Here is a 22,772-nt window from a genome sequence, read left to right as displayed (position 1 = left end):
TCCTGCTCCCCTTATCTCACCACTTTGCCGCAGAGAGGCGGACAACGAAGATGCAAACCCTCAACGCACCTGTTGCGCTTGAATGGACGGTGGCCTCAGCGGCCGTCGCCGGAGGGCTGGCCATGGCTGTGGTCGGCGCCGGCTACGGGCTGACGAACACCTCCGGCGTGGGGGCCGGATTCTTTCCCACGGTGGCCGGCACGCTCATGGCACTGGCCGGCGTCCTGTGGGCCATTCAACTGATGGCTGCCCGCCGGACAGCCGTTCCGGCCCATGTCACCGGTGACACGGTTGAATCGCTCCCGCCGCACCACGAGTCGGAATCGGCACTCGTTTCCCTGCTTGACGACGACAACAGTGACGAACCCGATGCTCCGGATTTCCCGGACCGCCAGGGATGGGCGCGCGTGGGGATCATCTCCGGCGCCATCCTTCTGGCTGCCCTGCTCCTTCCCCTCCTGGGCTACACGATCGTCATGACCCTCATGCTGGGAACCATCCTGTTTTTCGTCAGCAAACGGAAGCTCTGGATGGCCATCCTGGTAGCAGTCGGCGCCGCGCTCGCCTCGCGGCTGGTCTTCGAGGTCTGGCTGGGAACAGCCCTTCCGACGGCCAGCATTGAATTCCTCTCCGGACTGGGGCTGTAGCCGTGGGATTCGATCAGCTCCTGGGTGGCCTTGCCACCGTCTTTACCCCTGAACACCTCCTGTTCGCCCTCCTTGGCTGTGTCCTTGGCATGCTGGTGGGCGTCCTCCCGGGCTTCGGGCCGGCAGCCGCCGTGTCATTGCTTATCCCGGTCACGTTCGGACTCGATGCCACCTCGGCCATCATCATGCTGGCCGCCATCCTCTACGGTGCGGCCTACGGCGGAACCACGACGGCGGTCCTGCTCAGGATTCCCGGCGAGGCCTCCTCGATCGCCACCACCCTTGACGGCTACCAGATGGCGAAGAAGGGACGCGGTGGACCGGCCCTGGTCATCGCCGCACTGGCCTCATTCGTCGGCGGCCTGATCGGCGTCATCGGCTTCGTGGTGGTGGCACCCTTCAGCAGGCTGGCACTGGAATTCGGCGCCCCTGAACTGTTCCTCGTGTCCCTCCTGGGCTTCGCGCTGATCACCAGCTTCGCCGGGTCCAACCCGGCGAAGGCACTGCTCAGCGCGGCGGCCGGACTCGCCATCGCCACGGTGGGTGTGGATTCCGGCGTCGGCATTGCCCGCTTCACCTTCGACATGCCCGAACTCTTCGACGGCCTGGGCCTGGTGGCAGTGGTCATGGGCGTCTTCGGCCTCAGCGAAGTCCTCGGCCAGGCGCAGAAAGGGCCGCTGGGCGTCCCCAGCCCGCTCAAGGTGGCCAGGCTCCTGCCCACCCGCACCGACCTGCAGCGCTCAGCGTTCCCGTCACTGCGCGGATCACTGATCGGTTTCTTCATGGGCCTGCTGCCGGGCTCCCCCGGTGCCGCCACCTCCCTGGCCTCCTACGCAGCGGAGAAGCGGATCTCCAAGCGCAGCAAGGAATTCGGCAAGGGCGCGGTGGAAGGCATCGCCGGGCCGGAAGCAGCCAACAACGCCCTGGCCGTCTCGTCCATGATCCCGCTGTTCACCCTGGGTATCCCCACCTCGGCAACAGTGGCCATCATGGCCGGCGCGTTCACCATGAACGGGCTCATCCCCGGGCCGCTGCTGTTCCGTGACAACCCTGACGTGGCCTGGGCCATCATTGCCAGCCTGATCGTGGGCAACCTGATCCTGCTGGTGCTCAACGTCCCGCTGGCCCGCGTCTGGATCGCCGTGCTGAAGGTCCCGTTCCACTACCTCATGGCCGCCATCCTGGCGTTTATGTTCCTGGGCACCTACTCCATCAACGGCAGTCCGTTCGACATCCTGATCATGCTGGGCGCAGGAATCCTGGGCTACATCTTCCAGCTCGTCAAAGTGCCCCTGACCCCTCTGGTCCTGGGACTGATCCTCGGCCCGCTGCTGGAAGAAAACTTCCAGCGGTCCCTGGCGCTCTCCCGCGGCGATTACGGCGTGTTCCTGGAAGGACCCATCAGCCTCACGCTGATCGGTGTCATTGTCCTGGCCATCCTGTTCGGCGCCGTCCGCCCCCTCATTGCTTCCATGCTGAAGAAAAAGACCACCACCCCCATCGCACCAAAGGAGCTTGCGAAATGAAGAAACTCACTGCACTGACCACCACCGCCCTCGCCGCATCCGTTGCCCTGGCCCTCACGGGCTGCGGCGGCACGGCCGGCAGCACCACCACCTCCGCCGCCGCCGACTTCCCGAAGGCCGGCTCAACCATCGAGTGGATTGTCCCCTCCGCGGCCGGCGCTGGCAACGACATCCTGGCCCGCATCGTGGCGCCGGCCATGCAGGAGGACCTGGGTGCCAACGTCAAGGTGGTCAACAAGGAAGGTGGCAGCCAGGTGGTGGGGCTGAACTACGTTGCCCAGGCCAAGCCCGACGGCCTCACCTTCGGCAACACCAACATCCCCTCCATCCTGGGCCGCTACCTGGACCCGTCCAAGAAAGCGGCCTTCGACCGCAGCAGCTTCACGCCCATCGGATCCTTCGCCACCAACTCCGTGGTGATCGGCGTCAACAAGGACAGCAAGTACAAGACCATCAAGGAACTGTTCGACGCCGTCAAGGCCGAACCCGGAAAAATCACCGTGGGAACCGACTCCCGGGCCGGCGATGACCACATCAACCTGCGCCTCCTGGAAAACGCGCTCGGCCTGGACTTCAACATCGTCCACTACAACAGCGGAGCCGACAAAGTGGCCGCGATCGTCTCCGGCGAAACCGACTTTGCCCTCGGCGGTGTGTCCAGCTTCTTCGGCCAGTACAAGTCCGGCGACATCAAGCTGCTGACCGTCATTGAGGACAGCCCCAGCTCCTTCGTCCCGGACGTCCCCACCATGAAGAGCGCCGGCTACGACGTCGATCCCATGGCCAGCAACTTCGCCCTCTCCGTCCCGTCCAAGACGCCCAAGGACGTTGTGGCGAAGCTCGAGTCCGCGCTGAAGAAGGCCGCCGAGACCCCGGCCGTGCAGGAAAAGCTCAAGGGCGCGGCCACCCAGCCCACCTGGGTCCCCGCCGCGGATGTCAGCAAGATGTGGGAAGAGCGCGAAACCCTCATCAAGCCGGTCATCGATGAACTCCTCAAGCAGCAGTAACCATGGACACCACCAGAAAGGCCGGCGACACCATGCAGGCAGAACAGAACTCCCCGCCCTCCACGGCTGAGCTCGTGCGCCGCCTGGCAGCCATCCCGGCAGCCAACATCGGCGACGCCCAGGAGCGGATCGGTGTTGCCTCGGCACTCTCGCCCTCCTGGCCCGGTGCCAAGCTGGCCGGTCCCGCCTACACCGTGTGGACCCGCCCAGGCGACAACCTCTACATCCACAAGGCCCTGAACGATGCCCGGCCCGGTGACGTGATCGTGGTCAACGGCGGCGGGGACCAGTCCCGTGCCCTGATCGGCGACATGATCGGCATCCGGGCCAGGAACCTGGGGATTGCCGGCTTTGTGATCGACGGCGCAGTGCGCGACGCCGATGCCCTGGCGGAGTGCGGGCTGCCGGTCTTCGCCCGCTCCGTCACCCCCGCCGGACCCTACAAGTTCGGTCCCGGCCGCCTGCAGCTCCCGGTGGCGATTGACGGCGTCGTGGTTTCCCCGGGCGACATCGTGGTGGCGGATGCCGACGGCGTTGTGGTGGTCCGCCGCGAGGAAGCCGAACAGGTCCTGGCCGAGGCGGAAAAGATCGAGGCCAAGGAAGCAGCCAAGCGCATCGCTTTCGAGGGCGCCGCCGTCTGACCCGCTGACACCAGCAGACGCGCCTCCCGGCAAACACACTGGCCGGCTCCAACCACGGTTGGGGCCGGCCGTTGCGTTGCCCGCTTCCACCCTTTCACAGGCTCAGCACATACTCGGCAAACCGGAGCGATAGCTTGGCTGCCTAGAAATGATGCATGACTCCTCTCAAGAACAAAGAACGTCAGGGCGGCCGGGTGCGGCGCGCCGTCGTCGCAGGGGCCGTTGCCCTCACGCTTTCAGCGGGAGGAGCCACCGCCTGGGCGCTGGACCGCTTTGTGGTCCAGCACGTCGAAATCTCGGACGTTTCCGCCTACGAGGCCAGCCAGGCAGGTACTGGCGGCTCCGGGACCACAGCAGAAACCACCACCGGCTCCACCACTGCGACAGCGGTCACCACCGACACGTCCTATGTGTCCGACAGCTCAAACATCAACGTCTCCACGGTGACCACAGGCAGCGGCGACAGCACCATCACCTACTACGTCGCCGACGTCGTGCTCAGTGATGCCACCAGCCTCCAGTCAGCGTTCGCCGAGGACAGCTTCGGCGAGAACATCACCGAAACCACCTCGGCCATTGCCGAGGCCAACAACGCGATTTTCGCCATCAACGGCGATTACTACGGCTTCCGGGACACCGGCATTGTGATCCGCAACGGCGTGATCTTCCGCGATGAAGGCGCCCGCCAGGGCCTGGCCTTCTACGCCGACGGCACCGTGAAGGTGTACGACGAAACCGCAACCACCGCTGAACAACTCCTCGCCGACGGCGTCTGGAACACCCTCTCCTTCGGCCCGTCCCTGCTGGACAACGGCGAGGTGGCCGAGGGCATCGAGGACGTGGAGGTGGACACCAACTTCGGCAACCACTCGATCCAGGGCGAGCAGCCGCGCACCGCCGTCGGCATCATCGACGAGAACCACCTCGTGTTCGTGGTGGTGGACGGGCGCAGCCCCGGCTACAGCGCCGGCGTCACCATGACCGGCCTGGCGGAGATCATGCAGGGCCTCGGTGCCACCACGGCGTACAACATCGACGGCGGCGGATCATCCACCATGTACTTCAACGGCGAACTGGTCAACAACCCGCTGGGCGAGAACAAGGAACGCGGCACCTCCGACATCCTCTACATCGCAGGGTAGGGCCGTGATCATCCTGATCCCGGCCTATGAGCCGGACCAGCAACTGCCCGCCCTGATCCGTTCCATCCGCGACGCCGAACCGTGGGCCACCGTGGTGGTGGTGGATGACGGCAGCGGCCCGGAGTTCAAGGACGTGTTCGACGGCGTCAAGGCCCTTGGGTGCCACGTGATCGGGTACGCCCGCAACCGGGGAAAGGGCTTCGCCCTCAAGACCGGCTTCGGGTTCATCGCGGACCACCTCCCCGGACAGAATGTGGTCTGCGCGGACAGCGACGGCCAGCACACCATCGTGGACATTCTCCGCGTGGGGGCCGCGGTGAAGCCCGGCTCAGCAGCCATGGTGCTGGGGACCCGGAACTTCACCGGCAGCGTCCCGGCACGCAGCAAGTTCGGCAACAACGCCACCCGCCTGCTGTTCACCCTGGCCACCGGCGAGCGCATTTCCGATACGCAGACGGGCCTGCGCGGGTACCCGGCGGCGATGCTCCCGTGGCTTCGTTCAGTCCGCGGCGAGCGCTACGAGTACGAGCTGAACCTGCTGCTGGAAGCCGGGCAGAACGGATACGCGATCCACACCGTGGACATTGCCACCGTCTATCTTGACCACAATTCGGGCTCCCATTTCCGGCCGGTGGCGGACTCGGTCCGCATCTATGCGCCCCTGCTCAAATTCCTTGCCTCGTCCTTCGCGGCGTTCCTGGTGGACACCGTGGTGTTCCTGCTCCTGACACTGGTCACCGACTCACTGCTGCTGGCGGTGGTGGGAGCCAGGGCCGTGAGTTCGGCGGTGAATTTCCTGGTGAACCGGCGCGTGGTGTTCGAACATGGCCGGGACAGGCCGGCAGCGGCAGCCGGGCTGCGCTACTTCAGCCTGGTCATTGTCCTGCTCGCCGCCAACTACGGGCTCATCTACGCCCTCGATGCGCTCTCCGTGGCGGCCCTGCCGGCGAAGGTCCTCGCCGAAATCGCCCTCCTGGCCATCAGCTATGCGGTGCAGCAGCGGTATCTCTTTGCGGGGAGCACGGGCAGCGGCGCTGCGCGGCGAGGGCTTCCGGCCCATCCGCGTCAGACCAGCCCGGCTCCTCCGACCGCACGAAAGGGGTAGCCCCCTCGGCCTTATCCGATGGTGCCCGTCAACTTGGCGTAGGCGGTGGCCTGGTCACGCACCTGAACCAGGTAGGTATCGGACTGGTTGTAGGCGTAGATGGCCTGGGTCCAGCCGTTGTTGGTGGTGAGGTTGCGGCCGTGGGCGCACAGGTAGCCCGCCGCGCTCAGCGCGGCGTCGTCGATGTTAAAGGGATCCGCTTTCCCGTCACCGTTCCCGTCCCGTCCCGCCAGCTCCCACGTGGAGGGAATGAACTGCATCGGCCCCACGGCACGGTCCCAGCGGGAGTCGCCATCCAAGGCCCCGGCATCCGTATCAGCGATGGCGGCGAACCCGTTTCCGTCCAGGCTGGGGCCAACGACGGGTCCGCTGGCCTGACCTGCGGAGTCCAGGCTTCCACCGCCGTAAGCCCCGTGGCGGGATTCAACGAAGCCGACCGCCGCCACCGTATTCCAACCGATCCCACAGCCCGGAGAGGCGAGGTTGGTCGCGCCGGCCGCAGCCACGTAGGCCCGGAGCGCCCCCGCCGGAATACCGGTCTGCGCGGCAGCCTGTGCGAGCCACCCGGCGTCCGCGTTCCGGGTGATGTTGACGGCCGACGTGATGCCACCGGAAAGCGTTTCGAGTTTCGCCTCAGACCGCGGCGGCCGATCGAGCACAACACGGGCGTCCCCGCCGGGCTGCTGCAGCGCCCAGAATGACGCCCAGGTGATGACGCAAACCGTGACCACACAGAAAACGATGAGGCGCCTGAGACGGAGCACGGCGTCACGGGAGTCAGTCACACGTCTGATCTTATCGATCGCGGCCGGCCCAGGAATGCGCAATGCCTGATGCGACGATCCCCCGTGGAAACAGGTGATGAACTCCCGGCGAACACTCATATTCGGGCCTAGGTTCCGTCACAGCACCAGCACAGCTTGGCCGTGGATCGTAAAGAACAGCCCACCAACAGATTCCGGAGAATCCGATGACTTCCCTCATTTACATCGCCGCAGACCTCGCGGCCATCAGCGTCCTCACGTTCGTCCTCTACCTCCGCCGCCACCGGCGCCGCGACCTGGTGGTGTCCTACCTGGGCATGAACGTGGGCGTCCTCGCAGTCGCCACCGCCCTGTCCGGCTCCTCAGCCGGACTCGGCCTGGGACTCGGCCTCTTCGGTGTCCTGTCCATCATCCGGCTCCGCTCCACCGAGCTGGCCCAGCACGAAGTGGCCTACTACTTCTCAGCCCTGGCCCTGGGCCTGATCGCCGGCCTCGGCATCGAACCCATCTGGCTGACAGCCTCGCTGATGGGCCTGATCCTGCTGGTGATGTTCATCGGTGACCACCCCCGCGTCCTGCCGGCCCACCGGCACCAGACGGTGATCCTTGACCGGGCCCTGGCGGAGGACGGCGAACTGCACGCACGGCTCGAGGAGGTCCTGCACGGCAAGGTCCACTCGGCCACCATCGTGGAACTCGATCTGGTCAACGACAAGACCATCGTTGATGTCCGCTTCGCCTACAACCCGGCAGCCCGCACTGCCGCAGCCGGGCCGCTGGCCATCGAAACGAGCCCGGCCTCCCCCACCGCGGTCCCGCCCCTCCTGGCTACCCCCTTCACGACGGCGGCTCCCCGGCACGCAGAGGCGGCCTCGCCGGTGAGCATCCCGGCAGAGCTGCCAGGGCCGGCGTCGTCCGTTCCGGCCCGTACGGCCGATCCCGTTCATGCCCAGGCCGGTGCGGCATGAGCGCCCCCGCAGGCGCCGGCGTCGTCAGTATCCTGCGCCGGCTGCCCACCGTGTGCCTCGAAGAGCTGAACGCCGAAGCCGCGCTGCAGACCCGGGTGGACCGCAAGTACGTGGTTCCCGAGGCACTGGCTCTGGAACTCCTGGCAACGTTTGATACCGAGGTCCGGGTCCTGGAGATGGACGGTTCCATCTGCTTCGCCTACGACTCGGTCTACTTCGACACCGCGGAACTGGACAGCTATCTCCTGGCAGCCCACGGCCGGCGCCGCCGCTACAAGGTGCGGACCAGGACGTATGTGGACAGCGCCATCAGTTTCCTGGAGGTCAAGACCGAAGGCGCCCGCGAGGCCACGGTCAAGGAACGTATCCCCTACGATCTTGCCGACCGGGCGCGCCTGACGGCCGAAGGCCTGGACTACGTCCACGAAACGCTCGCCGCGGCGGTGGGCGGAGCGCCCGCCGGATCCCTCGGACCGGTCCTCGAAACCCGCTACCACCGCACCACGCTCTACCTTCCGGAATCAGGCAGCCGCGCCACCATCGATACCGGCGTCACCTGGCAGCGCCCCGGCGAGCAGGCCTGGATGCTGGACGGCGCAGTGATCCTGGAAACCAAGTCAGGTTCGGCCGCCGGCCCGCTGGACCAGCACCTCTGGGCCCACGGAGTCCGGCCCTCCCGGATCTCCAAGTTCGCCACCGGCATGGCGGCGCTTTGCCCGGAACTGCCGGCCAACCGCTGGAACCGCACCCTCCGCCGCTCCATAAACCTCCGCCCCGCCGCCTGACACCCCCACCCCCGCATACTTCGAAGGAACACACCATGAACCGCTTCCGCTCCGCCCTGTCCGTCACTGCCCTCGCCCTCGCCATCGGCCTGGCCGGCTGTGCCACCGCTCCGGCCACCACGGGAACGTCCATCACGGGCAGCACCTCCAGCAGCAGCTCGTCCGGCAACTCGGCCACGTCCGGCACCGCCCAGGCCGCGGTGTCGCTGGACACCCTCGCCGCCGACACGCACTACGACGCCGATGACCTCACCTGGGATGCGGCAGCCGAAGCAGCCGTGACCCTGGCGGACGGTTCATCGAGCGTGGCCCCCGGCCCGGCGTCGGACGCTGTCACGGTCGACGGCGATACCGTCACCATCAGTGCCGCAGGCACCTACCGGCTCAGCGGCTCACTGTCCGACGGCCAGGTAGTGGTGGCCGCCGGCGAAGAGGACGTGGTCCGCATCATCCTCGACGGCGCGGAAATCTCCAGCTCCACCGGCTCGCCCTTTGTGGTGCAGAGCGCCAACGAGGCCATCGTCTACCTGGCGGACGGTACGTCCAACGCGCTCAGCGACGCCGCCACCTACGCCGACACCGCCGAGGACGCCCCGAACGCCGCCCTCTACTCCCAGGCCGATCTCACGATCGCCGGCACTGGTTCATTGACCGTCGAAGGCAACTTCAACGACGGCATCTCCTCCAAGGACGGCCTGGTGCTGGCCGCCGGCAACGTCACCGTGGACGCCACGGACGACGGCATCGTGGGCAAGGACTACGCCGTGCTCCTGGACGGCGCCTACCAGGTCACCGCCGGGGACGACGGCTTCACATCGGACAACGAGGAGGACGAAGGCCGCGGCTGGGTCCTCATCAACGGCGGCACCTTGAACGTCAGCGCCGTGGACGACGGCATCAAGGCCTTCAACACCCTGACCATCGCGGCCGGCGCCACCACGGTCGAGGAATCGGAAGAGGGCCTGGAGGCCCAGCACATCGTGGTGACCGGCGGAACGGCCAACATCACCGCGAACGACGACGGCGTGAACGCCTCGGGCGGGTCCGCCACCGCCACCACCGGCGGCGGGATGGGCGGCGGCGAAATGGCCGTGGGCGACTACACCGTGGAAATCAGCGGCGGCTCCCTGACCATCAACTCCCAGGGAGATGGCCTGGACTCCAACGGCAACGCCAGCATCTCCGGCGGCACAGTGGTGGTCAACGGCCCCACCAACTCAGGCAACGGAGCCCTGGACGTCAACGGCGAACTCACCGTCACCGGCGGAACCGTGGCGGCCGCCGGAAGCGCCGGCATGGTGGTCACCCCGGGCACCTCCTCGACGCAGTCCGGTGTGCAGGTAACGCTCGGATCAACCGTTCCGGCAGGCACCGTGGTGCAGATCGCCGACTCCGCAGGCACTGTGGTGGGCGCGTTTGTCACCACCAAGGCCACGGCGTCGCTGGTGTTCTCTTCAGCCGCAATCACCGAGGGTGAGGAATACACCGTCTACACCGGCGGCACCGCCACGGTCAGCGCCGGCATCGGTGAAGGATCCCTGGACGGAGCCGATCAGGTCAGCACCGTAACCGCCGGCGAGTACACCGCCGAGGGCATGGGCGGCGGAGGCGGCTTCGGCGGCCGCCGCTAGCCCCCCCTTCCAACGCTCTCTCACCTACCGCAGGTTTTCCCCCGACGCTCTCTCACTTACCGCAGGTTTGCCCCCGACGCTCTCTCACTTAATGCGGACAATTGGCGAACCCTCTCTCACTCGTCTCAGGAAAGTGAGAGAGGGTCTGCCGATTTCCTGCATCAAGTGAGAGAGCGTTGAGAATTAACCCACATTAAGTGCGAGAGCGTCCGGGGGTGGGGTGCTGTCTGAATTCCGGTTAACGGCGCATAATTGAACGCACAGGCGGCCGCGGCCATTGGAGGAAACCATGAAGTTTCTCGGAGCACTGATAGTCATCTGGCTGATCATCGGCGGACTGGCCGCCTGGCAACGCGGCTACTTCGGCGGGGCGCCGGGCTCCTGCGCAGAAGCCGGGACGGTGGCCGTGACCATCATCGCCGGGCCGCTGAACTATGTGGGAGTGAATCCGCAGGTGGACTGCGTCCTTCCGCAACCCTCGCAGTAGCCAGGCCCTTGGTGCCGCGCCGGGCGTTCCCTAGAGTAAGGGATGCCGGGTGCGGACATTGCCTTGCGCCCGGAACGTGATTCCGAAGCTTCGAAAGGACCTCAGAGATGGCATTCGTCACCGTTGGAACCGAGAACAGCACCGAGATTGAGCTCTACTACGAGGACCACGGGAGCGGCCAGCCCGTAGTCCTGATCCACGGCTACCCACTGGACGGTTCCTCCTGGGAAAAGCAGACAGCAGCGCTTCTGGACGCGGGCTACCGGGTGATCACCTACGACCGCCGTGGGTTCGGAAAGTCCAGCAAGACCACCAAAGGCTACGACTACGACACCTTCGCGGCGGACCTCAAGACCCTCCTGGAAGCGCTGGACCTCAACAACGTGGTGCTGGTGGGCTTCTCGATGGGCACGGGTGAACTGGCCCGCTACATGAGCACTTACGGGACCGCCCGGGTTGCGCGCGCAGCGTTCCTGGGATCGCTGGAGCCCTTCCTGCTGAAAACCGACGACAACCCTGAAGGTGTGCCGCAGGAAGTCTTCGACGGACTGACACAGGCGGTGACCACAGACCGCTACGCCTTCTTCACCGAATTCTTCAAGAACTTTTACAACTCCGATACCTTCCTGGGCACCCCGCGGCTCAGCGAGGAAGCGGTCAGGGCAAGCTGGAATATTGCTTCTGTTTCAGGCGCCACAGCTTCGATCGCTGCCCAGCCCACGTGGCTGACGGACTTCCGCGCGGACATCCCGAAGATCGATGTTCCCACCCTCATCCTGCACGGCACCGCGGACAATATCCTCCCCATCGACGCCACCGGTCGCAGGTTTGCCAAAGCCCTGCCGTCCGCTGACTATGTGGAGATCGACGGCGCCCCGCACGGCCTGCTGCTGACACACGCTGCGGAGGTCAATGCAGCCCTGCTCGCGTTCCTGAAGAAACAGTCCTCGTAAGCCGGGTCACCCGGCTGCGGGGGCAGCGGACGCCGCGGGGTGGTGGTCAGTGCCGCGCATTCGCACGGCCACCAGAACGCCGGACGCCGCGGTGAGTGCCGCGACAACGCCCACGGCTGCCGGGATGCCGTAAGCGTCTGCGGTGATCCCGGACAGGAGGGCGCCGACGGCGAACCCGCCGTCGCGCCACAGCCGGTAGATGCCCACTGAGCGTGCCCGCCACTGCGGGTGCGCCACGTCGCCGATCGCCGCGAGCAGGGTGGGGTAGACCATGGCCGTGCCGGCACCGAGCAGAATGGCAGCAGCCAGCCAGATTCCGAAGTCCTGGCCGGCAGCCACCATGGCCAGTGCCGCGGCCTGGACGATCATGCCGCCGACGATCAGGGGCTTGCGGCCGATCCGGTCCGACAAGGCGCCGGTGACCAGTTGCCCGGCGCCCCAAACGGCCGGGTAGACGGCGGCGAGGATGCCGATGCGTTCAATGCTGAGCCCTGCCGTGGCGAAGAGGACGGGGAACAGCCCCCAGGCGAGGCCGTCGTTGAGGTTGTTCACCATGCCCGCCTGGCTGACGGAGGACAGCGACTTATCGCGGAAGCTTGTCAGCGTGAAAACCTCGCGGCTGCTCAGCCCGGCCTCTGTTCCCGCGTGAACGGAAACGTGGGTGGCGGCTTCGGCCTTGGCGTGGTGGTGCGTTTCCCGGATGGTCAGGACGGACAGCCCCAGCCCGACGGCGATGAAGGCTGCGCCAAGCAGGAATGGTCCCGGCCGCAGCCCGTAGGTGGAGGCGATGTAGCCGGTGGCAAGCGCCGTACCGGCAACTCCGAGGTAGCCTGCCGCCTCATTGAGGCCCATGGCCAAACCGCGGCGTTCGGGACCCACGAGGTCCATCTTCATCATCACCGTGGTGGACCAGGTCAGGCCCTGGCTGATGCCCAGCACCACGTTGGCTGCGACGATCCAGTCCCAGGACTGCCCGAAGATCAACAGGAGCGGGACGGGGAGGGCAATCAGCCACCCGGCTACCAGGACCGGTTTGCGGCCGTACCGGTCCGACAAGGTGCCTGCGAAGTAGTTCGTGGCCGCTTTTGCCACACCGAATGCCAGGATGTACGTCAGCGCACTGGTGTAAAGGTCCAGGTGGAACACCTGCCCGGCCAGCAGCGGCAGCACCGTGCGTTCCTGTCCCAGGGTGCCGCCCACCAGCGCGTTGACGGCCACAAGCAGCAGGAACTGCGCCAGGTTCTGGCGCAGTCCCAGTGCAATCAAGGTCATCTCTCCTCTGCTTAGCTGCTGGCCACGGATTCGCGCGCCTGCCGCGAGGCGGCCCAGGCGGCGTAGCTGCCGTCGAGTTCGACGACGTCGTACCCGGCGCGGCGCAGCGCGCTGGCTGCCACGGAGTTCCGGACACCGCTCTGGCAATAGGTCACGATGGTGCCTTCGGTGGGAAGTTCATCCAGGTGCCACATGACCCGGCCGCCGCTGAGCTGGTGGGATCCGGGGATGTGCCCGGCGGCGTGCTCAGTGCGGTTGCGGACGTCCAGGACCATTGCCGCATCGAAGCCTGCCAGGTCGGCGGGCTGGATGAGCTTCGGGGTTGCCGTGGGGAGCCCGTCGAGGCTGGTGAGGTAGCCGGCCACATTGTCGATGCCGACGCGGACCAGGTGGTCCCACATGTCCATGGCCTGTTCCTGGTCGCTGGCCAGCAGTACCAGTGGGTTCTTGTCGGTTTCGGGGTTGACTACCCAGGCGCCGTAGCTGGCCACTGACTTGCCGGCGGGGACGTTCAGGGAGCGGGTGACGGTGCCTTCGTGGACCTCGCTGTTGGAGCGGGTGTCGATGAAAGTGACCTTGTCCGCAGCCAGGTCCTTGGCAACCTCCGCGTTGTCCAGCTCCCGCAGCGGGGTACGTTCGCCCATAACGGCCGGGCCTTCACGGTTTTCACGCTTCATCCGGCCGAAGTAGGCGTGGGCGTCGGGCTGGCCTTCGAGCAGTTCGTCGATGAAGCCCTGCTCGTCGTTGGCGGCGAGGTAGGGGCCCCACCAGGCGTAGAGCCGCTCGTAGCCCACGGTGGAGGAGGGGATCGCGCCGAGGGCCTTGCCGCAGGCGCTGCCGGCGCCGTGGGCGGGGTGGACCTGGACGTAGTCCGGCAGGGTCAGGAACTTGTCCCGCAGGCTGGCGAAGAGCTGCTTGGCTCCCACGAACCGGGTATCGATGCCGCCGGCCGCTTCGTCGAGCAGGTCAGGGCGGCCGAGGTCACCGGAGAAGACAAAGTCGCCGGACAGCAGGTACCCGGGCTGGTCGCTGAACGCGCCGTCGGTGACCAGGAAGGACAGATGTTCCGGGGTGTGTCCGGGGGTGTGCACTGCCTGGATGTTGATGTTGCCCAAGGTGATCTTGTCGCCGTCGTACAGCCGTTCGCCGTCGAACCCGTACTGCCAGTCCGGTCCGCCTTCACCCGAGACGTAGATCTTCGCGCCGGTAGCGGCGGCCAGTTCGCGGGTGCCGGAGAGGTAGTCGGCGTGGATGTGGGTCTCGGTGACAGCAACGATCTTCATGCCGTTTTTCTCGGCCAGATCCTGGTAAACCGCGATGTCGCGGCGGCCGTCAACCACAACGGCTTCATTCTTGGCCTGGCAGCCGATGAAGTAGCTGGCTTGGGCGAGGTCTTCATCGTAAATGCGCTCGATAAGCATTTGGTGCTCTCCTTCGTGAAAGGGGTGGGGGATGTGCTCTGTAACAATATTAATACCCTAGGGGGTATCCGGCAAGTGGGGATATCTGCGCCTCGGTTTTGCGGCGGATCCGGCGTCAGGCCTGCTGTGCCGCATCGGCCCGGAGCTTGTCCATGTTCAGATTCCTGACGCCCTGGATGACCTCTTCGAGTCCGGTGGCATTGAGGGCTCCGGGCTGGGAGAAGACCAGGGTCTTGTCCTTGAAGGCCATGAGGGTGGGGATGGACGTGATGCCCGCCGCTGCGGCGAGGGCCTGTTCTGCTTCGGTGTCCACCTTGGCGAACGTGATGTCCGGGTGCCTTTCGGCGGCTGCGCTGTAGGTGGGGGCGAACATGCGGCAGGGTCCGCACCAGGCTGCCCAGAAGTCAACGAAGACGATCTCGCTGTTCTCCAGGGTTTCGGCGAAGCTCTGTTCGGTGACATCGATGGTTGCCATCGTCTTTCGTGTCCTTTCGGGAGTTGTCTTGGGTGCGTGGCGGCTGGGCCGGTAGGTGCTCAGGTGGTGGGGAGGCCGGCGCGGGTCCAGGCGATCATGCCTCCGGCCATGGTGTCCGCCGAGAAGCCGGCCCCGTTGAGGGCATCAGCCACGCGGGCTGAACGGTTGCCGCTGCGGCAGACCGCGATGACGGGGACTGCGGGGTCCAGTTCGGACAGGCGTGCCTGCAGCTGGCCCATGGGGATGTGGAGGGCGCCGGGGATCATGCCGTCCTCGACCTCGAAGTCCTCGCGGACATCGAGGATGCGGGCGCTGGCGCGCCGCTGTTCGGCTTCGGTGATGGTGATTTCAGCCATTGGATTCTCCTTCGAAATAGTGTCCTGCTGCTAGCGGACGGGCTCGCCGGCCGAGCGCCAGGCGCCCATGCCGCCACGCAGGGAGCAGGCCTGGTACCCCTGGGAGGCGAGGAGCCGGGCCGCTGACGCGGAGCGGACCCCGGATGCGCAGACGGCGATCACGGGCTTGTTCTTGTTGATTCCGGCGGTGCTGGTCTGCAGCCGGTCCAGCGGGATGTGCCTGGCCTGGGGTGCCCGTCCGGAGCGCCATTCCTGGGCGGAGCGGACATCGATCAGCGCGGCGCCTGAGGACAGGAGGTCCTTGGCCTCAGCTACTGAGACCGTTTTGTAGGGCTTGCTGAAGGCTTTTTTCAGGGAGCGGATGAGGCCCATGGGGTTCTCCTTGGGTAGGGGTGGTTGGTTCAGGCGGGTGAGGGGACTTTGCTGCGGCGGCCGGTGCGGTTGCGCAGGGGGCAGGAGCTGATGAAGAACCAGCAGATGCCGGCGGTGGTTGCGGTGAGGGCTGCGACGCCGGCGGCGATGAACCAGCGCAGGTCTGCCGGAGCCTGCTGGATCAGGACAAACGTTCCCATGGCCAGGACGAACCAGCCGAAGCCCTTGCGGAGCGCGGCTTCCGGGATGCGGCCGGCCAGCCTGGAGCCGATGAGGCTGCCCACGATGGCTGCTGCGGTTACACCGAGGGTGATGCCCCAGTCCAGCTGCACCGTGGTGAGGTATCCGGCGAGCCCGGCGAAGGACTTCATCGCGATGACCACCAGCGACGTACCCACGGCAATCGACATCGGCAGGCCACCCAGGAGTGCCAGGGCCGGAACCACCAGGAAGCCGCCGCCCGCACCGACCAGGCCGGTCACGAGACCCACCACGGCGCCGTCCAGCAGCACCCTGCCAAGGGGCAGTTCGTGCTTGACTGGCGCATCGGCGTCGGACTTTTTCTTCCGGCCGCGAAGCATGGCCACGGAGGTGGCCACCATCATGACGGCGAAGGCGACAAGCAGGATCTGGCCGGGGATGTGGCCGCCGAGCAGGCCGCCGACGAACGCGCCGGCCATGCCGGCCGCGCCGAAGATCAGTCCTGTCCGCCACATCACCCTGCCCCCGCGGGCGTGGCTGAACACACTCACGGCAGACGTGACGCCCACGACGAACAGGGATGCCGCGATGGCTTCCTTGGCTTCGAACCCTGCCACGTAGACCAGGATCGGCACGGTCAGGATCGATCCGCCGCCGCCGAGGACACCGAGCGAGAGCCCGATGACCACCGACAGCGCAAGAACGAGGAGCAGGGTTACGGTCATGAGGCTTTGGCCTCGGCGTTCACATCAGCACTGACCGGGAAGGCCAGGATGGCACTTTCGCGCGTGGGTTCCTTGGTGGACCTGTTCCACGGCATCGCGGAGATGGCCTGCCCCATGGCACAGGTGTTGGTGGCCGCGGAGAATGTAAGACCGGCGCCGATCACGCCGGCAAGCGTCCGGATCTTGGGTGATACGAATTTTCCGCCGGCCAGGCCCAGGACCACCAGGGATCCCGCGGCGAGGCGGACCTGGCGCTCCAGGTCCCAGCGGTCCTTGCCCTTGACGACGTCACCGCCTGTTGCCGCAAAGCCCGGCACACCGCCGGTGAGCACGTAGGCCGTGTCAATGCCGGACTTGCCGAGGCGCTGGCGTGCCTGCTCGGCACGGGCCCCGGACTGGCAGACGAGGACCACCCGGCTGCCCAGGCGGGCGGCGAGTTCGTCGGTGTGCTCGGACAGCAGCGGCAGCGGCACGTTGTAGGAGCCGCGGATATGCATGGACTCGAATTCGGCGGCGGAGCGCACGTCAATCACCACAAGATCCTGGTGCTCGGTGACCCAGCGGCGAAGCGTCTCCGGAGCAAGTGCAGTGACGGCTGTGGTGGTGGAAGGGGAAGTCAATGGATGGCCTCTCGACGTAAGGATGAATACCCCACCGAGTATTACAGATACCCCCCGGGGTAGTCAAAACACCCCGGTGGGTATATAGTTGAGCCCAGGACCGCAACCATTGGAGACCCATGCAACTTGATTCGACTGAACTGACCCCCGTGGTTAACCGCCTCAAGCGGGCCCAGGGCCAACTCGCCGCCGTCACGCGGATGCTGGAGGAGGGCCGGGACTGCAAGGACATCGTCACGCAGCTGGCAGCCGTCTCCAAAGCCCTGGACCGGGCAGGGTTCGCCATCATCGCCAGCGGCCTGGAACAGTGCATCGTCCGCGAGGACACCACCATGGACAAGAAGGAACTGGAGAAGCTCTTCCTCTCCCTCGCCTAAAGGGCACGACAAAAAGTGGAGCGGCCAGGCATTTTGCCCGGCCGCTCCACTTTTTTTATTGCTGTGCTGTTTTAGATCAGGCCTTCGCGGCCTTCGGCGGCAGCGCCAGCCTGAAGACCTTTGCCCAGGTGGAACCAACCTGCTTCCAGATGGGTCCGGTGGTGTACTTCAGGCCGTACCGCTGGCAGATTTCCTGGACCCGGGGAGCCACTTCGGCGTACCGGTTGGAGGGCAGGTCCGGGAAGAGGTGGTGCTCGATCTGGTGTGAGAGGTTGCCTGTCATCAGGTGCATGAACTTGGAGCCGGAGATGTTGGCGGAGCCGATCATCTGGCGGACGTACCAGTCACCGCGCGTTTCACCTTCCACCATTTCCTCGGTGAACGTGTCCGTTCCTTCCGGGAAGTGGCCGCAGAAGATGACGGCGTGCGCCCAGACGTTGCGGACAGCGTTGGCGGTGAGGGTTCCGTAGAGCGCCTGCTTGCCGGAGCCGGTGAGCATGGCCACTGCCGGGGTGGCTGCGTAGTCCTTGGTGAACTGGGTGACCACCTTCTTGCCCAGGGCCTTGAGGTCCTTGAGCATGGCTTCCTTGGACTTCTTGCCCTCCTTGAACTCAGTGAGCTCGAGGTCGTAGATGGCGATCCCCCACTCGAAGAGGGGCGCCAGAATCGCGTTGTAGAGCGGGTTGCCCAGGTTCATGGGCACCCACGGCTGGGCCTCGTCCATGCGCAGGAGGTTGTATCCGACGTCGTTGTCCTTGCCCACCACGTTGGTCCAGCGGTGGTGGAGGTCATTGTGGGTGTGCTGCCACGAGCGCGACGGCGTGACAAAGTCCCACTCCCACGTGGTGGAGTGGATGTCCGGGTCCCGCATCCAGTCCCACTGGCCATGGAGCACGTTGTGTCCGATTTCCATGTTTTCAAGGATCTTGGCCAGGCTCAGGAGCGTGGTGCCCGTGACCCAGGCGGCCTTGTTCTTGCTGACCAGCAGCGCTGCCCGGCCGGAAATCTCCAGGCCGCGCTGGACCTTGATCAAGCGCCGGATGTACGCGGCATCGGTTGCACCGCGTTTGGCGAGGATCTCGTCGCGGATGGCATCGAGCTCCCGGCCCATCTCCGCAACCTGCTCGTCAGTCAGGTGTGCTGCTGCCGGAGGGCGGACCGAAGGGCTGCCGGATTCTGCCAGTGCCCCGGGGCGCGTCCTTGACGCGCCGGTGGAGGTGGCTTTTGCTGCTGAAACTACTGACATGCGGTGATTGCTCCTCAGATTTCGAGGTTGACGGGTCCGGCGGCTGCCGAGACACACGTTTGGATTAGTTCGCCGGGTTCGCCGTGGACCTCGTTGGTGCGAAGATCACGGACCTGTCCGGCCAGAAGGGGTGTAAGGCAGCTGTGGCAGATGCCCATGCGGCAGCCGCTGGGCATCAGCACTCCATTGTCCTCGCCGACGTCGAGCAGTGGAGTGTCGCCGTCGGCCTCGACTTCCCGGTCCGATGCCTCGAAGGTGACCAGGCCGCCGTCGTGGCCCACACCGCCGGCGAAGGCGGTGTTGAACCGTTCGATCATGAGGTTTCCGGGATCGCCGGCGACGGCAACATCGGATCCCGGGGCACCGGCGGTGAGGGAGGCCTGCTTCCACAGGGCCTCGGCGTCGTCCAGGAAGCTGTCCGGTCCGCAGGCGTAGGCAGCCCGTTCCTTCCAGTCGGGGCAGATCTCGTCCAGTTCGGCGGTGTTGGTCAGGTCCATGCGGCCCTGCTCGCCGGTGTACCAGTGGGCCAGCCGGAAATTCGGGAACTGGTCAGCCAGCTCCGCCAGTTCCTCGCGGAAGAGGCTGTCGCCGGGTGTCCGTGCGGAATGGACCAGCACGACGTCGGCGTCCGGGCGCCGTGGGACAAGCGTGCGGATCATGGACATCACCGGAGTGATGCCGCTTCCGGCGGTGACCATCAGCAAGGGCCGGGGGTGCTCGGGGAGGATGAAATCACCCTGGGGAGGAGCAAGGAAAAGGACATCGCCCGGCTTGGTGGTGCGGACCAGCGTTCCGGAAACGGCTCCGACGTCCGTAACGGTGATGGCGGGATCCGTGCCTGCGGGGGCGCTCAGGGAATATGAGCGCCAGTGCCTGACGCCGTCAAGCTCGACGCCGATGCGCGCCCACTGGCCAGCCAGGTGGGAGTGCCAGCCGCGGCCGGGGCGGAAGAAGATGGTGGCCGACTGGGCCGTTTCCTGCACAACGCGGGTCACCACGCCGCGCAGCTGGCGCGCCGAGAAGACAGGGTTGAAGAGCGCCAGAATATCTTCGGGCGAGAGCGGTGTGGTCAGGACCGTGGCAGCTTGGGCCAGCTGGCGTAGCCGGATCATGCAGTTATACCTATAGCGGCGCGAGCCATATTTCTCTCTCCTGACCGTTCCGCAGTCACGCTGTGTAGTGGTGGCATATTGACCCCCCAGCCGCTATAAGCCTAACGGCTCTGACTGAAGATTAGTTCCTACCTTACCCAATATCACTAAGCATGCTGAGGATTATTCAGCGGATGTCCCGCTCCTGGAATTCCGCGTCCAGGTCGTGGTGCCTGAACTCAGTCTCGGGGTTCGGCTCACCTTCCCGCACATACTCGTAATCAAGCTGACGCTGGACCTGGCTGTCCAGAACCTGCAACGCCCCGTCGGGAAGGGTGCTGAGGTCGTCCGGGAATTCGTCTTCAGGGTCAAGGTGGAGCTTCTCGGACATGGGTGCCTCTCTGGCCATGGTGGGCGGGCCAATAAATACCCGGCACTGTAAGAATATTCCCTCCGGCCCGGAACACCCAGCAGAGTTTTCAGCGTGACGGAGCGGGCCCCTGTTCCGCTGATCCGGCAGGCGTCCAGCCCAAGGCAGGGGCTATGTGGCGGGCGATGTTTCCGAGCATCTTGGCGTTGAAATCGACGCCTAGCTGGTTGGGGACGGTGAGGAGCAAAGTGTCCGCGGCCTGGACAGCGGCATCGGCTGCGAGTTGCTCTGCCAGCGCGTCAGGTTCGCCCACGTAGCTCTTGCCAAATCGTGCCGTCACGCCGTCGATGATCCCTACCTGGTCCCGGGCGTCCCGCAGGGCGCTGCCGGCGAAATAGCGGCTGTCTTCCTCGTCCACGATGGGAAGGACGCTGCGGCTGACCGAGACCCGCGGCTGGTGGGTGTGCCCGGCAGCGGTCCATGCCTCGCGGAAGAGCTGGATCTGCTCTGCCTGAAGCTGGTCAAACGGCACGCCGGTGTCCTCGGTGAGCAGGGTGGAACTCATCAGGTTCATCCCCAGTCCGGCCGCCCACACAGCGGTTTTCCGGCTCCCGGCCCCCCACCAGATCCGTTGGTCCAGCCCTGCCGACTGAGGCTGGACCGGCAGCAGGCCGTGGACGGATCCTGCGTAGCGCGGATCGGCCTCCGCCACTCCGGCGCCGCTGATGGCCTGCCGGAACCGCTCCGTGTGCCGGCGGGCCAAGTCTGCGTCAGTTTCCCCTTCTTCAGGCGTGTATCCGAACGCCGCGGCTCCGTTGCGCGCCGGCTCGGGTGACCCGCGGCTGATGCCGAGCTGCAGCCGTCCGCCGCTGATCAGATCCGTGGCGGCAGCCTCCTCGGCCATATACAGCGGATTCTCGTAACGCATGTCGATGACGCCGGTGCCCAGTTCGATCCGGCTGGTCCGCGCGGCGATCGCAGCCAGGAGCGGGAAGGGGGACGCCTGCTGACGGGCAAAGTGATGCACCCGGAAGAAGGCGCAGTCCATGCCGATTTCCTCGGCGGCAACAGCCAGCTCGATGCCTTGCAGCAGGGCCTCTCCGGCCGTCCTGGTGCGGGAGCCTTGGCCGGGACCCCAATGGCCGAAGGACAGAAATCCGATGCGTTGCATGTCATGGCCAACCTCCAGGGCCCCGCCCGCATTCCCCCATGTTTTCCCAGCGCCGTCGTCTCCATCGCGTCGCAGACCATCTGACCCCCGGCTAAGCTGTCCCCGTGCCCAGCAACCAGACGCCGCCCGAAGGTCCCACGCCGCCGCCGCGCGGGAAGCTGGCCGAACGGCTGCTGCCCGGCGGGACGGAACCGGACCCGCGCTTCACCCTCGCCAACGAACGCACTTTCCTCGCCTGGATCCGGACCTCCCTGGCGCTCCTGGCGGGAGGCATCGCCATTGAAGCTTTCACCTCAGATCTGTTTGCTGAGCCGGTCCGCAAGGTCCTCGCGGTGCTGCTGCTTCTGCTGGGGATGCTGTTGAGCGGCGGCGCAGCGGTGCGCTGGATCCGCGTTGAGCGGAGCATGCGAAACAGCACTCCTTTGCCGCTGCCGTTGATCGTGCCGCTGCTGGCCGGTGCGGGCGCGCTGGCCGCCGCCGTCGTCGTCGTGTCCATTCTCTGGCGCTGAGACGTGTCTGCCGCTGCCACCCACGGCGACCCCGGGCTCCAGCCCGAACGGACCACGCTGGCCTGGGGCCGCACCATGCTGGCACTGGTGACAGTCAGCGCCATTTTCCTCCGCTGGCTCCCCCACCACGGCCTGCCGATCCTGCTGCTCTTTGCCGTGTCCGCCGGCGCCGCCTTGGCCATCTACCTGACGCAGCGGCGCCGGTACCGTGCCAGCGCATGGGGAATCGTGCGCGAAAAGGTCGACGCCGACACCTCCGCAGTGCTGTGGACGGCCTTTGCGGGGATCGTGTTGGGAGCGCTGGGGATCGCTGTGGTGCTGGCCGGTTAGGCCGTCACCACGTTGCCCGACTCAGAACATCGGCAGGAAGAAGCCGGCGATCAGTGCCGCGGCGCCGATCCCGGTGAGGACACGCCCAAGCACGACGGCGGTGCGCCCCACCGATTCGGGCGCTGCGGTCTGCCACTGGGTGGGGCGCTTGGGGTGGTAGTAGATGGGCAGTGTGTCACCGACGGCGAGGTCCCTGATGTCATGCGGAGACATGGGCGCGTGGTGGACCTGGAACTTGCGGTCAAACCAGCGGAAACCCGTCCCGCTGGCATCCGCATAGACCACGGCTTCTGCCACAGTCCAGGGGTGCACAAAACGCCGGAGGATGCCCGCATAAAAGAGCAGGGCAAGCCCCGCAGGAAGGGTCAGCCAGGTCAGCATTTCCAGGATGGGACCTGCCATGTCGAGCGCAGTGGGCATGGTCAAGATGCTACCGGTGGTTGGTTGCCGTCAGGAGTCCGTGGCGTTGGTGAGCCAGTGTTCATGTGCAGGAAACGTCCGGTCAGTGACGGCTGGTGGCGCACGTCGGAAAGTGACTCGTTAACGTGCCGGAAACAAATCGGTCACGTGATCTTCACGC

Annotated in this window: 27 protein-coding genes; 14 read left to right on the top strand and 13 right to left on the bottom strand. The window is 66.0% G+C overall.

From position 1 onward, the window contains the following. Window positions 1–50 precede the first annotated feature (50 nt). The 6 genes from AC1MCA_RS13605 to AC1MCA_RS13580 all read left to right on the top strand — a co-directional run bounded on the left by AC1MCA_RS13605 (window position 51) and on the right by AC1MCA_RS13580 (window position 6,068). Entirely contained in the window at window positions 51–647 is a 597-nt protein-coding gene (locus AC1MCA_RS13605; RefSeq protein ID WP_181365134.1) for a tripartite tricarboxylate transporter TctB family protein, read from the top strand. 2 nt (window positions 648–649) lie between these two features. After that, window positions 650–2,173, top strand: a complete 1,524-nt coding sequence (locus AC1MCA_RS13600; protein ID WP_258229149.1) for a tripartite tricarboxylate transporter permease — start codon at window positions 650–652, stop codon at window positions 2,171–2,173. Next, on the top strand, window positions 2,170–3,180 hold the full coding sequence (locus AC1MCA_RS13595) for a Bug family tripartite tricarboxylate transporter substrate binding protein (protein ID WP_479798079.1): 1,011 nt from the start codon (window positions 2,170–2,172) through the stop codon (window positions 3,178–3,180). The genes AC1MCA_RS13600 and AC1MCA_RS13595 overlap by 4 nt, the downstream gene beginning before the upstream one ends. A gap of 2 nt (window positions 3,181–3,182) precedes the next feature. Then, entirely contained in the window at window positions 3,183–3,821 is a 639-nt protein-coding gene (locus AC1MCA_RS13590; RefSeq protein WP_479798075.1) for an RraA family protein, read from the top strand. Window positions 3,822–3,976: 155 nt separating this feature from the next. Further along, window positions 3,977–4,963 (top strand): phosphodiester glycosidase family protein, encoded by a 987-nt coding sequence (locus tag AC1MCA_RS13585; protein ID WP_479798071.1) that lies wholly within the window; start codon window positions 3,977–3,979, stop codon window positions 4,961–4,963. Between the two features lie 4 nt (window positions 4,964–4,967). Further along, window positions 4,968–6,068 carry a GtrA family protein gene (locus AC1MCA_RS13580; RefSeq protein WP_479798067.1) on the top strand — a complete coding sequence of 367 codons (1,101 nt, stop codon included), beginning with the start codon at window positions 4,968–4,970 and terminating at the stop codon, window positions 6,066–6,068. Between the two features lie 11 nt (window positions 6,069–6,079). Here the strand turns inward: AC1MCA_RS13580 and AC1MCA_RS13575 are convergent, their stop codons facing one another. Further along, window positions 6,080–6,853, bottom strand: a complete 774-nt coding sequence (locus AC1MCA_RS13575; RefSeq protein ID WP_479798062.1) for a lytic transglycosylase domain-containing protein — start codon at window positions 6,851–6,853, stop codon at window positions 6,080–6,082. Window positions 6,854–7,038: 185 nt separating this feature from the next. Between AC1MCA_RS13575 and AC1MCA_RS13570 the strand changes: the two genes are divergently transcribed. From AC1MCA_RS13570 to AC1MCA_RS13550, 5 genes are all read left to right on the top strand, one after another. Further along, window positions 7,039–7,800, top strand: coding sequence for a DUF4956 domain-containing protein (locus AC1MCA_RS13570; protein ID WP_479798058.1), 762 nt, complete (start codon window positions 7,039–7,041; stop codon window positions 7,798–7,800). Continuing rightward, window positions 7,797–8,585: a polyphosphate polymerase domain-containing protein gene (locus AC1MCA_RS13565; RefSeq protein WP_479798057.1), complete on the top strand. Its 789-nt coding sequence runs from the start codon at window positions 7,797–7,799 to the stop codon at window positions 8,583–8,585. Before AC1MCA_RS13570 ends, AC1MCA_RS13565 begins: the two co-directional genes overlap by 4 nt. 35 nt (window positions 8,586–8,620) lie before the next feature. Then, on the top strand, window positions 8,621–10,216 hold the full coding sequence (locus AC1MCA_RS13560) for a carbohydrate-binding domain-containing protein (protein ID WP_479798056.1): 1,596 nt from the start codon (window positions 8,621–8,623) through the stop codon (window positions 10,214–10,216). A 289-nt stretch (window positions 10,217–10,505) separates the two neighbouring features. Further along, window positions 10,506–10,703 carry a hypothetical protein gene (locus AC1MCA_RS13555; RefSeq protein ID WP_108597556.1) on the top strand — a complete coding sequence of 66 codons (198 nt, stop codon included), beginning with the start codon at window positions 10,506–10,508 and terminating at the stop codon, window positions 10,701–10,703. Window positions 10,704–10,810: 107 nt separating this feature from the next. Further along, window positions 10,811–11,656 carry an alpha/beta fold hydrolase gene (locus AC1MCA_RS13550; protein ID WP_479798055.1) on the top strand — a complete coding sequence of 282 codons (846 nt, stop codon included), beginning with the start codon at window positions 10,811–10,813 and terminating at the stop codon, window positions 11,654–11,656. A gap of 6 nt (window positions 11,657–11,662) precedes the next feature. On the opposite strand, the gene AC1MCA_RS13545 is transcribed toward AC1MCA_RS13550, so the two are convergent. From AC1MCA_RS13545 to AC1MCA_RS13515, 7 genes are all read right to left on the bottom strand, one after another. After that, a complete protein-coding gene (locus AC1MCA_RS13545; protein ID WP_479798054.1) occupies window positions 11,663–12,928 on the bottom strand; it encodes an MFS transporter in 1,266 nt (421 codons plus the stop codon). A gap of 11 nt (window positions 12,929–12,939) precedes the next feature. Further along, complete coding sequence (locus AC1MCA_RS13540) at window positions 12,940–14,349, bottom strand: MBL fold metallo-hydrolase (RefSeq protein WP_479798053.1); 1,410 nt, start codon at window positions 14,347–14,349, stop codon at window positions 12,940–12,942. Window positions 14,350–14,464: 115 nt separating this feature from the next. Beyond that, the gene (trxA, locus tag AC1MCA_RS13535) at window positions 14,465–14,824 is read right to left on the bottom strand and encodes a thioredoxin (RefSeq protein WP_479798052.1); all 360 of its coding nucleotides are present in this window, start codon (window positions 14,822–14,824) and stop codon (window positions 14,465–14,467) included. Window positions 14,825–14,883: 59 nt separating this feature from the next. After that, window positions 14,884–15,180, bottom strand: a complete 297-nt coding sequence (locus AC1MCA_RS13530) for a rhodanese-like domain-containing protein (protein WP_479798051.1) — start codon at window positions 15,178–15,180, stop codon at window positions 14,884–14,886. A gap of 30 nt (window positions 15,181–15,210) precedes the next feature. Then, window positions 15,211–15,552, bottom strand: a complete 342-nt coding sequence (locus AC1MCA_RS13525) for a rhodanese-like domain-containing protein (RefSeq protein ID WP_479798050.1) — start codon at window positions 15,550–15,552, stop codon at window positions 15,211–15,213. A 29-nt stretch (window positions 15,553–15,581) separates the two neighbouring features. Beyond that, window positions 15,582–16,478, bottom strand: a complete 897-nt coding sequence (locus AC1MCA_RS13520; RefSeq protein WP_479798049.1) for a sulfite exporter TauE/SafE family protein — start codon at window positions 16,476–16,478, stop codon at window positions 15,582–15,584. Beyond that, entirely contained in the window at window positions 16,475–17,098 is a 624-nt protein-coding gene (locus AC1MCA_RS13515) for a rhodanese-like domain-containing protein (RefSeq protein WP_479798048.1), read from the bottom strand. The genes AC1MCA_RS13520 and AC1MCA_RS13515 overlap by 4 nt, the downstream gene beginning before the upstream one ends. 119 nt (window positions 17,099–17,217) lie before the next feature. Between AC1MCA_RS13515 and AC1MCA_RS13510 the strand changes: the two genes are divergently transcribed. Beyond that, window positions 17,218–17,475 carry a metal-sensitive transcriptional regulator gene (locus tag AC1MCA_RS13510; RefSeq protein ID WP_108597547.1) on the top strand — a complete coding sequence of 86 codons (258 nt, stop codon included), beginning with the start codon at window positions 17,218–17,220 and terminating at the stop codon, window positions 17,473–17,475. A gap of 76 nt (window positions 17,476–17,551) precedes the next feature. On the opposite strand, the gene AC1MCA_RS13505 is transcribed toward AC1MCA_RS13510, so the two are convergent. The 4 genes from AC1MCA_RS13505 to AC1MCA_RS13490 form a co-directional block, all read right to left on the bottom strand. Next, window positions 17,552–18,721 (bottom strand): fatty acid desaturase family protein, encoded by a 1,170-nt coding sequence (locus tag AC1MCA_RS13505; protein ID WP_479798047.1) that lies wholly within the window; start codon window positions 18,719–18,721, stop codon window positions 17,552–17,554. A gap of 14 nt (window positions 18,722–18,735) precedes the next feature. Continuing rightward, the gene (locus AC1MCA_RS13500; protein WP_108597549.1) at window positions 18,736–19,833 is read right to left on the bottom strand and encodes a ferredoxin reductase; all 1,098 of its coding nucleotides are present in this window, start codon (window positions 19,831–19,833) and stop codon (window positions 18,736–18,738) included. Between the two features lie 166 nt (window positions 19,834–19,999). Next, window positions 20,000–20,203 (bottom strand): hypothetical protein, encoded by a 204-nt coding sequence (locus tag AC1MCA_RS13495; RefSeq protein ID WP_108597550.1) that lies wholly within the window; start codon window positions 20,201–20,203, stop codon window positions 20,000–20,002. A gap of 88 nt (window positions 20,204–20,291) precedes the next feature. Then, entirely contained in the window at window positions 20,292–21,353 is a 1,062-nt protein-coding gene (locus AC1MCA_RS13490; RefSeq protein ID WP_479798046.1) for an LLM class flavin-dependent oxidoreductase, read from the bottom strand. A gap of 104 nt (window positions 21,354–21,457) precedes the next feature. Here AC1MCA_RS13490 and AC1MCA_RS13485 point away from each other — a divergent pair, with 104 nt between their 5' ends. Next, on the top strand, window positions 21,458–21,862 hold the full coding sequence (locus AC1MCA_RS13485) for a YidH family protein (protein ID WP_479798045.1): 405 nt from the start codon (window positions 21,458–21,460) through the stop codon (window positions 21,860–21,862). Window positions 21,863–21,865: 3 nt separating this feature from the next. Then, a complete protein-coding gene (locus AC1MCA_RS13480) occupies window positions 21,866–22,192 on the top strand; it encodes a DUF202 domain-containing protein (protein WP_479798044.1) in 327 nt (108 codons plus the stop codon). 21 nt (window positions 22,193–22,213) lie between these two features. Here the strand turns inward: AC1MCA_RS13480 and AC1MCA_RS13475 are convergent, their stop codons facing one another. Next, the gene (locus tag AC1MCA_RS13475) at window positions 22,214–22,612 is read right to left on the bottom strand and encodes a hypothetical protein (RefSeq protein ID WP_108598976.1); all 399 of its coding nucleotides are present in this window, start codon (window positions 22,610–22,612) and stop codon (window positions 22,214–22,216) included. Window positions 22,613–22,772: the final 160 nt, after the last annotated feature.

The sequence above is a fragment of the Arthrobacter sp. BK1 genome (assembly GCF_056680055.1).
This window is presented reverse-complemented; position numbering and strand designations above follow the sequence as displayed.

Excerpts from the sequence above, each read along its gene's own strand:
- AC1MCA_RS13570 (WP_479798058.1), top strand. The coding sequence starts at position 7,039 with ATGACTTCCCTCATTTACATCGCCGCAGACCTCGCGGCCATCAGCGTC.
- AC1MCA_RS13550 (WP_479798055.1), top strand. The coding sequence starts at position 10,811 with ATGGCATTCGTCACCGTTGGAACCGAGAACAGCACCGAGATTGAGCTC.
- AC1MCA_RS13510 (WP_108597547.1), top strand. The coding sequence starts at position 17,218 with ATGCAACTTGATTCGACTGAACTGACCCCCGTGGTTAACCGCCTCAAG.
- AC1MCA_RS13490 (WP_479798046.1), bottom strand. The coding sequence starts at position 21,353 with ATGCAACGCATCGGATTTCTGTCCTTCGGCCATTGGGGTCCCGGCCAA.
- AC1MCA_RS13585 (WP_479798071.1), top strand. The coding sequence starts at position 3,977 with ATGACTCCTCTCAAGAACAAAGAACGTCAGGGCGGCCGGGTGCGGCGC.
- AC1MCA_RS13530 (WP_479798051.1), bottom strand. The coding sequence starts at position 15,180 with ATGGCTGAAATCACCATCACCGAAGCCGAACAGCGGCGCGCCAGCGCC.
- AC1MCA_RS13565 (WP_479798057.1), top strand. The coding sequence starts at position 7,797 with ATGAGCGCCCCCGCAGGCGCCGGCGTCGTCAGTATCCTGCGCCGGCTG.
- AC1MCA_RS13525 (WP_479798050.1), bottom strand. The coding sequence starts at position 15,552 with ATGGGCCTCATCCGCTCCCTGAAAAAAGCCTTCAGCAAGCCCTACAAA.
- AC1MCA_RS13590 (WP_479798075.1), top strand. The coding sequence starts at position 3,183 with ATGGACACCACCAGAAAGGCCGGCGACACCATGCAGGCAGAACAGAAC.
- AC1MCA_RS13520 (WP_479798049.1), bottom strand. The coding sequence starts at position 16,478 with ATGACCGTAACCCTGCTCCTCGTTCTTGCGCTGTCGGTGGTCATCGGG.
- AC1MCA_RS13540 (WP_479798053.1), bottom strand. The coding sequence starts at position 14,349 with ATGCTTATCGAGCGCATTTACGATGAAGACCTCGCCCAAGCCAGCTAC.
- AC1MCA_RS13555 (WP_108597556.1), top strand. The coding sequence starts at position 10,506 with ATGAAGTTTCTCGGAGCACTGATAGTCATCTGGCTGATCATCGGCGGA.
- AC1MCA_RS13545 (WP_479798054.1), bottom strand. The coding sequence starts at position 12,928 with ATGACCTTGATTGCACTGGGACTGCGCCAGAACCTGGCGCAGTTCCTG.
- trxA (WP_479798052.1), bottom strand. The coding sequence starts at position 14,824 with ATGGCAACCATCGATGTCACCGAACAGAGCTTCGCCGAAACCCTGGAG.
- AC1MCA_RS13495 (WP_108597550.1), bottom strand. The coding sequence starts at position 20,203 with ATGTCCGAGAAGCTCCACCTTGACCCTGAAGACGAATTCCCGGACGAC.
- AC1MCA_RS13475 (WP_108598976.1), bottom strand. The coding sequence starts at position 22,612 with ATGCCCACTGCGCTCGACATGGCAGGTCCCATCCTGGAAATGCTGACC.
- AC1MCA_RS13500 (WP_108597549.1), bottom strand. The coding sequence starts at position 19,833 with ATGATCCGGCTACGCCAGCTGGCCCAAGCTGCCACGGTCCTGACCACA.
- AC1MCA_RS13605 (WP_181365134.1), top strand. The coding sequence starts at position 51 with ATGCAAACCCTCAACGCACCTGTTGCGCTTGAATGGACGGTGGCCTCA.
- AC1MCA_RS13595 (WP_479798079.1), top strand. The coding sequence starts at position 2,170 with ATGAAGAAACTCACTGCACTGACCACCACCGCCCTCGCCGCATCCGTT.
- AC1MCA_RS13505 (WP_479798047.1), bottom strand. The coding sequence starts at position 18,721 with ATGTCAGTAGTTTCAGCAGCAAAAGCCACCTCCACCGGCGCGTCAAGG.
- AC1MCA_RS13560 (WP_479798056.1), top strand. The coding sequence starts at position 8,621 with ATGAACCGCTTCCGCTCCGCCCTGTCCGTCACTGCCCTCGCCCTCGCC.